12 protein-coding genes are annotated in these 9,404 nt (G+C 69.6%); 3 read left to right on the top strand and 9 right to left on the bottom strand.

Annotated elements, in window-relative coordinates:
• Positions 1–19: 19 nt before the first annotated feature.
• Genes QM619_RS06705 through mvk form a run of 6 tightly spaced genes read right to left on the bottom strand, consistent with a single transcriptional unit; the run spans position 20 to position 6,457 of the window.
• A complete protein-coding gene (locus QM619_RS06705; protein WP_415105767.1) occupies positions 20–1,171 on the bottom strand; it encodes a hydroxymethylglutaryl-CoA synthase in 1,152 nt (383 codons plus the stop codon).
• On the bottom strand, positions 1,171–2,220 hold the full coding sequence (locus tag QM619_RS06700; RefSeq protein WP_415105764.1) for a 3-hydroxy-3-methylglutaryl-CoA reductase: 1,050 nt from the start codon (positions 2,218–2,220) through the stop codon (positions 1,171–1,173). Before QM619_RS06700 ends, QM619_RS06705 begins: the two co-directional genes overlap by 1 nt.
• Positions 2,210–3,355: a type 2 isopentenyl-diphosphate Delta-isomerase gene (gene fni, locus QM619_RS06695; RefSeq protein ID WP_415105761.1), complete on the bottom strand. Its 1,146-nt coding sequence runs from the start codon at positions 3,353–3,355 to the stop codon at positions 2,210–2,212. The genes QM619_RS06700 and fni overlap by 11 nt, the downstream gene beginning before the upstream one ends.
• Complete coding sequence (locus QM619_RS06690; RefSeq protein WP_415105758.1) at positions 3,352–4,437, bottom strand: phosphomevalonate kinase; 1,086 nt, start codon at positions 4,435–4,437, stop codon at positions 3,352–3,354. Before QM619_RS06690 ends, fni begins: the two co-directional genes overlap by 4 nt.
• Positions 4,434–5,438, bottom strand: a complete 1,005-nt coding sequence (mvaD, locus tag QM619_RS06685) for a diphosphomevalonate decarboxylase (RefSeq protein ID WP_415105755.1) — start codon at positions 5,436–5,438, stop codon at positions 4,434–4,436. Before mvaD ends, QM619_RS06690 begins: the two co-directional genes overlap by 4 nt.
• Positions 5,435–6,457: a mevalonate kinase gene (mvk, locus tag QM619_RS06680; RefSeq protein WP_415105752.1), complete on the bottom strand. Its 1,023-nt coding sequence runs from the start codon at positions 6,455–6,457 to the stop codon at positions 5,435–5,437. Before mvk ends, mvaD begins: the two co-directional genes overlap by 4 nt.
• 89 nt (positions 6,458–6,546) lie before the next feature.
• On the opposite strand from mvk, the gene QM619_RS06675 reads away from it, so the two are divergent.
• Positions 6,547–6,759 (top strand): hypothetical protein, encoded by a 213-nt coding sequence (locus QM619_RS06675; RefSeq protein ID WP_415105749.1) that lies wholly within the window; start codon positions 6,547–6,549, stop codon positions 6,757–6,759.
• Between the two features lie 352 nt (positions 6,760–7,111).
• Positions 7,112–7,774 (top strand): AAA family ATPase, encoded by a 663-nt coding sequence (locus QM619_RS06670; protein WP_415105746.1) that lies wholly within the window; start codon positions 7,112–7,114, stop codon positions 7,772–7,774.
• On the opposite strand, the gene QM619_RS06665 is transcribed toward QM619_RS06670, so the two are convergent.
• From QM619_RS06665 to QM619_RS06655, 3 genes are all read right to left on the bottom strand, one after another.
• Complete coding sequence (locus QM619_RS06665) at positions 7,756–7,947, bottom strand: winged helix-turn-helix domain-containing protein (protein WP_415105799.1); 192 nt, start codon at positions 7,945–7,947, stop codon at positions 7,756–7,758. The genes QM619_RS06670 and QM619_RS06665 overlap by 19 nt on opposite strands.
• 83 nt (positions 7,948–8,030) lie before the next feature.
• Positions 8,031–8,156 carry a hypothetical protein gene (locus QM619_RS06660; protein WP_415105743.1) on the bottom strand — a complete coding sequence of 42 codons (126 nt, stop codon included), beginning with the start codon at positions 8,154–8,156 and terminating at the stop codon, positions 8,031–8,033.
• A gap of 5 nt (positions 8,157–8,161) precedes the next feature.
• Positions 8,162–8,248: a potassium-transporting ATPase subunit F gene (locus QM619_RS06655; protein WP_415105795.1), complete on the bottom strand. Its 87-nt coding sequence runs from the start codon at positions 8,246–8,248 to the stop codon at positions 8,162–8,164.
• Positions 8,249–8,478: 230 nt separating this feature from the next.
• Here QM619_RS06655 and QM619_RS06650 point away from each other — a divergent pair, with 230 nt between their 5' ends.
• A complete protein-coding gene (locus tag QM619_RS06650) occupies positions 8,479–9,330 on the top strand; it encodes a class II fructose-bisphosphate aldolase (RefSeq protein WP_415105740.1) in 852 nt (283 codons plus the stop codon).
• Positions 9,331–9,404 lie beyond the last annotated feature (74 nt).

The raw sequence follows: 9,404 nt of genomic DNA, 5'->3' as shown, positions 1-9,404 counted from the left end.
AGCTCGACCCGCGGGAGGGTTAGTTCGCTTCGTACTGGCGCGCCTGGCCCTGGATGCCGCTGAAACGGAAGGGGGCGGACGTCACGTGTGGGGTCTCGCGGTCCTGGCTGCTCTCGGTGTGGGCGGAGTGCAGAGCGCGATAGCCCTCGATGTCGAGCGGATGGCGCGCCTCCAAGGCGGCGAGGGTTGCCTCGCGCCGGCGGTGTCGCGCGTAGTCGGGCTGGACGATGCCGGTGAAGAACTCGCCGACGCTGCCCGAGCCGTAGCTGAACAGGCCGACCCGGCGTCCGGCCAGGTCGTCGGAGTTGTCCAGCATCGCGGCCAGGCCGACGTAGAGCGAGGCGGTGTAGCTGTTGCCGAGCACCCGGTTGTAGTCCAGCGAGCCCTTCAGCGCGTTGATCGAGACGGCGTGCGAGGTGTGCTGGGAGAGCCGGGCGTGCGCCTTCTGCGCCATCTTGGTGAACGGCTGGTGATAGACGAACCGCTCGATGGTGTGGAAACCGGCGCCGCCGCGGGCATGGAAGTCGTCCCAGGCGCCCATCAGCGAGGCCAGGTAAGCGCGCAGCGACAGGCCGCCGTCCACCATCGCGGTGGTGGAGTCGTTGGGGCGCCAGAAGTCGTTCACGTCCGCGGTGTGGATCCCGGTGGTCGGCTCCAGCTCCAGCAGCGCCGGATCGGCGCTGACCAGCATCGCCGCGGCCGCCGCACCCTGGGTCGGCTCACCGGGGGTGTCGAGCTGGTAGCGGGCGATGTCGGACGCGATCAGCAGCACCTGCTCGCGGGGATCGCGGGCCACGATGCCGGCGGCCAGCTGCAGCGCGGCCGTGCCCGAATAGCAGGCCTGCTTCAACTCGACCACCCGGACACCGCTGGGCAACCCGAGCAGCTTGTGCACGAAGACGCCGGCCGCCTTGGACTGGTCGATGCCCGATTCGGTGGCGAACAGCACCGTCCGGATCCGTTCGGTGCCGTGCCGTTCCAGGATCGGCAGCGCCGCAGCGGCGCCCATCGTGACGATGTCCTCATCGGGCGCCGGGAAGCTCATCGCCTCTTGTCCCAGGCCGGTCAGGTACTTCTGCGGCGGCACCCCGGCCGCCTCGGCCAGCTCGGTGAGGTCGACCACGTAGTGCGCGGTCGCGACCGAGAGGTCATGAATGCCGATCGATGTCATCAGCGGTTCCTCTCTCGACGTTCGAGCAGAATGTGGGCGGCCATCAGCTCACCCGGGTTGGTCTGGGCGGCGAGCAGCGACAGCTCCCCGCACAGCACCGTCGCGGCGATCAGCCCGGCGAGTCGTCGGGCGTTGCCGCCCGGTGGGGCGTCCGGGTCGACGCAGCCGAGCCGTTCCAGCGCGCGCTGGGTGTGTGCCAGGTGCTTGCCGTTGCCGACCGCGCCCACGATCAGGTGGGGGAGGGTGCAGGAGAAGTACAGCCCCTCGGGCCGGGTCTCGGCGTAGGTGAAGCCCTGGGAGCCCTCGACGATGTTGGCGGCGTCCTGCCCGGTGGCCAGATAGATGGCCAGCAGCATGTTCGCGAAGTGGGCGTTGGCCGAGCGCAGCGCGCCGGCGATGGTGCTGCCGACGAAGTTCTTCCGGATCACCAGTTCGGTGATCGCCTCGGGGGTGGAACGCAGCGATTTGGCGACCAGTTCGCGCGGGATGAGGATGTCGCAGGCGACGTTGCGGCCCCGTCCGAGGATGCCGTTGACGGCGCTCGGCTTCTTGTCGGTGCAGTAGTTGCCCGAGATCGAGCCGTAGCTGAGCCCCAGGTCCCAGCCGAGGATCTGCTCCATCAGGGCGTCGGCGGCGCGGGTCACCATGTTGTGCCCGGACGCGTCCCCGGTCTCCAGCGCGAACCGGACGAAGAGCAGGTTGCCGACGATCTCGTCATGGATGTCGACCAGCGTGGCGTGCCGGCTGGTGCCGCCGACGGCCTGGTCCAGTTCGGGCTTGCGGGCTGCGATCGCGCGAGCGGCGCGGTCGGCGGTGGCGGCGTCCGGGGCGATGAACAGCACCGAGCGGGTCATCCGCTCACCCAGCACGGTGACCTGGATGCCGCCCTCGACCTGCCGGGAGATCCGTGCCCCGCGACCCACCGACGGCCACAGCGGGGTTTCGTAGGTGGCCAGCGGCACCTCGAACTCGCCGGCGACCGTGTCACCGCTGACCCGGATCGGACCCACCCAGCGGGTGGGGATCACGGTGTTGTCGTCATCGCTCATTCGGTCCTCCTGAGGTGGGTTCGGACGCCTGGGGCTGGGACGTCCGGGATGGGGGCGCTTCGTCGCGCCGGTGGCTGAAACAGCTGGGGTCGATGCCGCGCAGTTCGCAGAATTCCTTGATCCGGCCGCGCAGCAGCAGGTCGGTGTGCCGCAGCTCGGACGGCTCGGCGGCGCCCAGCAGGGCATGCAGCTGGCGCAGCTGGGTCAGCCAGCGCTGCACCAGCGGCACCAGCGCCTCGGCGCCGCCTTCGGTGGCGGGCTTGAGGAACACCCCGGCCACGCCGGCGGCCCGGGCACCCAGGGCGAGTGCCTTCACCACGTCCAGCGGGCTCCGGACGCCGCCGGAGGCCAGCAGTTCGGGGCCGCCCTCGCCCGTGGCGTCCAGCAGGCAGGCGAGCGCGGATTGGCCGTAGCCGGCAAGGAAGGCGTAGTCGCCGAACCTGCGCCGGGAGTTCTCGATGCTGACGAAGTCGGTGCCGCCGGAGCCGCTGACGTCGGCGATCCGGACGCCCAGCTCGGACAGTCGAAGCAGGGTGCGACGGCTCAGCCCGAACCCGACCTCCTTGACGATCACCGGCACCCCGGCCGCCGCGACGATCTGCTCGACCGAGCGGGCCCAGCCGGAAAAGGCCCTCTCACCCTCGGGCATCACGGTCTCCTGGGCGGCGTTCAGATGAAGCTGCAGCGCGTTCGCGCCGATCAGGTCGACGACCTTCCGGGCGTCGTCACCCGACCGTCCGGCGCCCAGGTTGGCCATGATGAAGCCGTCCGGGTTCTCGTCGCGGAGCACCCGGAAGCCGTCCGCGGTCTCCGGAAGCCGCAGCGTGATGCTCATCGAGCCGCAGGCCATCGGCAGTCCGGTCTCGCGGGCGGTGATGGCCAGTTCGCGGTTGATCCGGGTCGCGGCGTCGCTGCCTCCGGTCATTCCGTTGATGTACAGCGGCATCGGCCAGGTCAGGTCCGCGAGCCGCACGTCGAGCCGGACGCGGGATTCGTCGATGCCGTCCAGCGCGTGGTGGACGAACTCGACCTCGTCGAAGTCGTTGCGGGCCACCGGGGCCAATTGCTGCTGTCCCGCGAGGGCGATGTGGTCGTCCTTGCGGCGCTGGTGCTCGTTGCTGGCATCAGCGGTCATGCGGCTGCCCCCTCGGGTGGATGGACGTGCAACTCCAGGCGGCGAATGTCGTGCGCCTCCCAGTCGGCCAGCAGATCGCGGCGCGACGTGGCGGCGGGAGCCAGCACGATGCCGCAGTCGCCGCCACCGGCACCGGACGGCTTGCCGGCCGCACCGCTGCGTTCGGCCGCGTCGCACAGCGCACGCAGCGCGGGCGTTTCGATCACGATGCCGCTGAGCCGGCCGAAGTCCTGCAGCACCCGGCGGGCGGTCCGCAGACACTCGAGCACAGCTGGGCTGTCGTCGACCTGCAGTGCCTGCTCGAGGGCTTCCACGGTGCGGCGGCTGGCCCCCAGAATCTGCTCGTAGGAGTCAGACCAGTCCTCGCGGCCATGGCGGACGCCGTCGACCAACCGCTCGGTGGAGGCCGGTGACCCGGTCCAGCCGACCAGCAGTTCCAGCTCGGACGGCGGCGCCAGCCGGGTGGTCCGGTAGCTTTCCCAGGCCTCGGAACGGAGGGTGCCGGCCACACCCGAGCTGACCAGTTCCGCGCGCAGGGTGCTCCGGTCGGGTGCGCTGTAGCCCACCCAGCCGCCGAACGTGCAGGCCGCCAGATCGCCGCCGGACGCCTTCGGGCTCACCCGGATGGTCGCCAACAGGGCCAGCTTGAACCGCTCGGTGCGGCTCAGCGAGAGCCGGTAGAACTCGTTCAGCGCCGCGATCACCGCAACCGTCACCGCCGCCGACGAGCCGAGGCCGAATTTGCGGCCCTGGGCGTCGTCCAGCTCGCTGCTGATCGCCAGGTCGAAGTAGCGCGGTGCGATGCCCAGCTCGTCACGCAGCCGGTCGACCACGTCGAGGGCGCTGAGGACGTAGTCAGAGGACCGATGCTCGACCACCACACCGACCCCGCCATCACCACGGGTCCACTCCAGCGGCGCGTTGCCGTACTCGCTCGAGCGGATCCGGCCGACGTCGCTGCCCTCGGTGAGTTCCACCGACAGGTAGCGGTCGACAGCGATCAGAACCGCCGGCTCGCCGGGTTCGACGACGGCGTACTCGCCGGCCAGGAACAGCTTGCCGGGCGCGCGGGTGGTGATCATCCGGCGGCTCCATCGGTCAGCCCCACCTCATCGGTCAGGCCTGCCTCATCTGTCAGAAGGGTGGCGCCGGGGCCGGGGCCGACGACTCTCGTCTCACCCAGGACGGCCAACTCAGTCGCCACCTGGACGGCGTCCTCCGGTCTCGCGATGACCACCACGTTCGGACCGGCGTCCGCGGTCGCGTAGCACTCCAGACCCGCGGCACGCAGCTCTTCCACCCGGTCGAACGCGGCGATGCTGGCCGGCTTGAGATAGCGGATCGGCGGATCGGCGGACTGGATCAGCGCATGCATCCGCAGCGCGTGCAGTTCGGTGAGCAGGCCCAGCGCGGTGAAGTCGTCGGCGCGGCAGGCCGCCAGGGCGGCGTCCAGGGTCTGTGCGGTGGAGCTGATCCAACCGTCGTAGAAGGGGGAGGTGTGCGCGGTGCGCACCATCGCGTCCCGGCTGGAGACCCGCTTCGCCGATCGGTCCAGAGTGAGGATGATCATCGTGAACTCGGGCCCGCGGACCGGTTCGGCGAACGACTGGGCGTCGTCGCCGGCATGCCATACCGCCAGGCCGGCGATGATCGAACGGGCCGCCGAGCCCGAGCCGCGCCGGGCCAGCCGGCTCAGTGCACGGGCGTCGAGCTCCAGCCCGTAGGCGGCGCCGGCGGCGACCGCCAGCGCGGCGAACCCGGCGGCTGAGGAGGCCAGTCCGGCGTCGGTGGGGATCTCACTGAGGGAATCGACACGGGCGCGGGCGGTCGAGCCGGCACGCTCGCGAACCAGGTCGAGGAAGCGGGTCACCCGCTGGGTCGGAATGGCGGCACCGGGGACGCCGTTGAGGGTGAAGCTGTCGGCCGCGGCGTCCGGATCGAGCCGGACAGTGGTGGTGGTCGCGTAGGTGTCCAGAGTCAGCGACAGGCTGCCGGCAACGGGAAGGATGAGGGAGGTGTCTCGTTTGCCCCAGTACTTCACCAGGGCGATGTTCGGAAACGCGCGTGCCGCCGCCTCGCTCATGCCGATCCTTCCACGGTGGTCGTCCAGGTTCCGCCGGCTCCGGCGGCATGGAGCCCATCCAAAACCTCGTCGACGTCCTCGGCACGGGAGAGCGCCACCACGCATCCGCCGAGGCCACCGCCGGTGAGTTTGGCGCCCAGTGCGCCTGCGCGCCGGGCAGCGGTGACCAGCCGGTCCAGGCCGTCCGAGCCGACGCCGAGCCGGTTCAGCGACTCGTGGGCCTCGTTCATCGCCGCCCCGAGTGTGTCGAGATCGCCCTGCTGAAGACAGCCTGCGACCACCCTGGTCAGTTCGGACAGCCGATCGACAAGGCCGTTCACCAGTCCGGGCTGGGCCTCACGCAGCGACCGGACGCCGCCGACGGCGGTTGCCGTCGAACTGGGTATGCCGGTGTCGGCGACCACGAAGACGAAGCGCCCACCGACCGCGACCGGAGAGATGGCGCCCTGTTCGAACAGGATCGGGACGTTCGACAACACAGCGGCGGTGTCGATCCCGCTGGCCTTGCCGTGGGCGATCATCTCGGACCGCTGGACCAGCTCGGTACGTTCGGCCAGCCCCAGCGGCACACCGGACGCCGTCGCGACAGCATCCACCACGGCGGCGGCCACCGCCGCGCTGGAGCCAAGGCCGCGCTGCATCGGGATCTCGCTGGTCACGCTGAGTCGTCCGGTCAGGTGGGGTCGTCCGGTCAGGTGGGGTGGCACAGCCGGGTCCGAATGTCCGGTCGCGGTGGAGCTGACCTGCTGCACGGCCTGCTGCCAGGCGGTGGTCACCGGCGCCATCGCCGCAGGCGCATCGTCCACCGTGCCGTGGTGCAGATCGCAGTCCAACGCCCACGGGCCTCCGACATGGAGTTCGGCACGGGTGGTCAGGCCGTGCACAGGCAGCGCGATCGCGGGCGCGCCGTACACGACCGCGTGCTCGCCGATCAGGATCGTCTTGGCGTGGGCGGTGCCGACGCCCACCGGTGCTGCCGTGAGGCCGGCACCACTAGGCGAGGGGCGGGGGGTAGTCACGATGATCTCCAGGGACGGACCGGTTCGGGAAGAGAAGTCTTGGCGAGCAGACCTCGCGTTACGATTTAGGTAAGGCTCAACTAATCTATATGGGTGAATCGAGGAGCGAGCCCGGAGTTCCCCGTTTCCTGTTCGCCGGCGACGGCGACGGCGACGACCTCGCTTTCATTCAGGCCACACTACGGCGTTTGCTCGTGAACGCCTATGGGCAGGTGATCGTCGAGGTGGCCACCGCCGATCAGGTTCGCGTGCTGGAGGTGTCCGACGGCTCGGCATCACCTGCGCGGCGCGGCATCCAGTAGCCCCGGCGAGACGGGCGAACCGCGTCGACAAGCTCAACGGTGATCGTCGGTGGCTGCTCGTCGCCGGCCAGGATCTGCGCCGGCTGCGGTCAACATGTCGACTCCGTGAAGCGTACCGTCCCGGCCGCTCAGTGGTGCGGTGGACACGACGCCTCCGCCGCGCGGCGTCCGGTCTGTTGAGCCGGCTGTTCGGCCGCTGACCCGTGGTCCGCTCGGCGACTCGTGTCGGGCGAAGCCCTGATCGCCTTCGTGGGTGCGGGAACTCGGCACCGAGGGCAGGGGATTCCCTGGGCTCACCCCGAAAAGGGGCCGTTCCGGTGGAATTCACGGTCTCGGCGGCTCATCTAGAGGGGTGGCGTATCTGCTTCGCGATGACGATCAGCGGTTGACCTCCGCCGGGGTGTCCACGATGAGGGACGCCGACGCGGGGGAGTCTCCGCGTCCGAGGCGCAGCGACCTGATCGTGGTGGGCGGTGTGCCCGGTGCGGGCAAGAGCACCGCGATCGCGAGGGCTGCGGCGGGTCTCGGTCACGTCAGCGTGATCGATCCCGAGCAGGTCATTCAGTGGCTGCGGCGCCGGCTCCCGGCCTCGGTCCCGTACCGCAACTACCGCTGGCTCATCCACACCACGCACACCATCCGGGTGGTTGCGTCCCTGCTGAGCGGGCCGATCACCGGTCATCGACTGGTGATCCACGATCCCGGCACACGGGTCCGCCGTCGGCAGTTCCTTCTCGCGCTCGCCGGTTGGGCCGGCTGGCGGGTGACGCTGCTCTTCGTCGACGTCGATCACGACAGTGCGCGGGAAGGCCAATACCGGCGGGGACGGGTCGTCGCCTCGTTCGAGGATCACTGGCGCAGTTGGGAACGGCTCAAGCCGGTACTGACCGAGATGTCGCTGGGCCGCGCCGGACTGCCGGCAGGCGTCGACGCGATGCTGCTCGTGGACCGATCCCAGGCCGCGGATGTCCTCCGGCACCGGCTCAGTAGCGAGGGTCAGGCCTGGAGCCGATAGCCGAGGCCGGGCTCGTTGATCAGGTGTCGGGGTGCGGCCGGGTCGGCCTCGATCTTGCGGCGGATCTGGTTGGCGAAGACCCGCAGGTAGTGATGCTCGCGGCCGTAGCCGGGGCCCCAGACGGCGCGCAGCAGGTCTTCGTGCGCGACCAGTCGGCTCTGATGGCGGGCCAGTTCGGCCAGCAGCCGCCACTCGGTCGGAGTGAGATGGATCGGCTCCGAACCACGGGTGGCCAGGTGAGCGGCGAAGTCGAGGGTCAGGCACGGGTGTGGGCGGGCGAGGTGAACACCCGGTGGATCCAGCTGCCGAGCGGCACATGGATGACGACCAGGATCACCACGACGGTGAGCACGTCCAGCACGGCGGCGAGAGTCGGAGGCATCGCGCTCAGAACCGTTCCGGATGCGCCAGGGCGAAGCCCAGATAGATGAGCAGTGCCAGGCCGATCAGCGCGGCCAACAGATCCTCGATCACGTCTCGATCGTGCGCCCGTCCGTGGCGGCCGTCCGCTGTCTTGACCGAGTTCTGACGAGTCTTGACGGTTCCTTGACGCCCACAGGTCGCGCGCTGCGGTAGAGCTGTTGGGCTTCGACGGCGTCCGCTGGCATGAGCGGACGCGATTCAGCCCCAGTGGTCACCGCTCATAGACTGACTCACCAGGGGCGATGCAGCCCCGGACACTCCGCCTGATTGAGGAGGCCCCGATGCTGATCGGGCTGCGCGACGCACTCGACTTCGCCGAAAGCAGGAACTGCGGTATCGCCGCGATCAACACGCCGACGCTGGAACTGTTGCTGTCGGCGATCAGAGTGGCCGAGCGCTACCAGGTGCCGCTGATCGTCCAGCATGCCCAGGTCCACGAGACGGTGAACGCGATCGAAGATATCGGCCCGGTGATGGTCGAACTGGCTCGGCGATCCAGCACCGGCCTGGTGGTGCACGTCGATCACGGTGAGACCGTCGACTACGTCGAGCGCGGCTTCGCGGTCGGCTTCAACTCGGCGATGTTCGACGGCTCTCGGTTGCCGTACGACGACAATGTCGCGCAGACCCGTGCCGTGGTCGAGATCGCGACCGCGCGCGGCTACGGAGTCGAGGGTGAGCTCGGCGTCATGCCGGGCCGTGAGGACGGAGTGGAGTCAAAAGGGGTCGCCGACCAGGCGCTCTACACCCGTCCCGAGGACGCCGCCGCGTTCGTCGCCGCGACCGGCGTGACCGCGCTGGCCTGTTCGTTCGGCACCGTGCACGGGCTCTACAAGGCGGTCCCGAAGATCGACTACGAGCTGATCCGCGAGTTGCGCCGGGCCGGCGGGGTGCCGATCGTCATGCACGGCGGCTCGGGTTTGAGCTGTGATGAGTACCGCAGTTCGATCGAGCGCGGCGTCCGCAAGATCAACTACTACACCTACGCCGACAAGGCCGGCCTGGACGCCGCCCGGAAGGTGCTCGACGACCAACCCGACACCCACGTCTTCTGCGACCTGACGGTGGCCGCCACCAAAGCCATCGAAGCCAACCTGGACGACCTCGTCCGCTGCCTTTACCGGGTGGTCTGACACCACTCGACGGTTGAGCTCATCGAAACAAGACGGAGGGTGTCGACGGGCTTCACTGTGGGCGACCGAAAGAA

This window comes from Micropruina sp., assembly GCF_047606665.1.
Taxonomy (GTDB): domain Bacteria; phylum Actinomycetota; class Actinomycetes; order Propionibacteriales; family Propionibacteriaceae; genus Micropruina.
The sequence above is the reverse complement of the archived record's forward strand: the minus strand, read 5'-3'. Positions and strand labels throughout refer to the sequence as shown.

Bases quoted from the DNA above. Each gene is read 5' to 3' on its own strand.
- QM619_RS06700 (WP_415105764.1), bottom strand. From the start codon at position 2,220: ATGAGCGATGACGACAACACCGTGATCCCCACCCGCTGGGTGGGTCCG.
- QM619_RS06660 (WP_415105743.1), bottom strand. From the start codon at position 8,156: ATGCCTCCGACTCTCGCCGCCGTGCTGGACGTGCTCACCGTCGTGGTG.
- QM619_RS06650 (WP_415105740.1), top strand. From the start codon at position 8,479: ATGCTGATCGGGCTGCGCGACGCACTCGACTTCGCCGAAAGCAGGAAC.
- fni (WP_415105761.1), bottom strand. From the start codon at position 3,355: ATGACCGCTGATGCCAGCAACGAGCACCAGCGCCGCAAGGACGACCAC.
- mvaD (WP_415105755.1), bottom strand. From the start codon at position 5,438: ATGAGCGAGGCGGCGGCACGCGCGTTTCCGAACATCGCCCTGGTGAAG.
- QM619_RS06690 (WP_415105758.1), bottom strand. From the start codon at position 4,437: ATGATCACCACCCGCGCGCCCGGCAAGCTGTTCCTGGCCGGCGAGTAC.
- QM619_RS06705 (WP_415105767.1), bottom strand. From the start codon at position 1,171: ATGACATCGATCGGCATTCATGACCTCTCGGTCGCGACCGCGCACTAC.
- QM619_RS06675 (WP_415105749.1), top strand. From the start codon at position 6,547: ATGGGTGAATCGAGGAGCGAGCCCGGAGTTCCCCGTTTCCTGTTCGCC.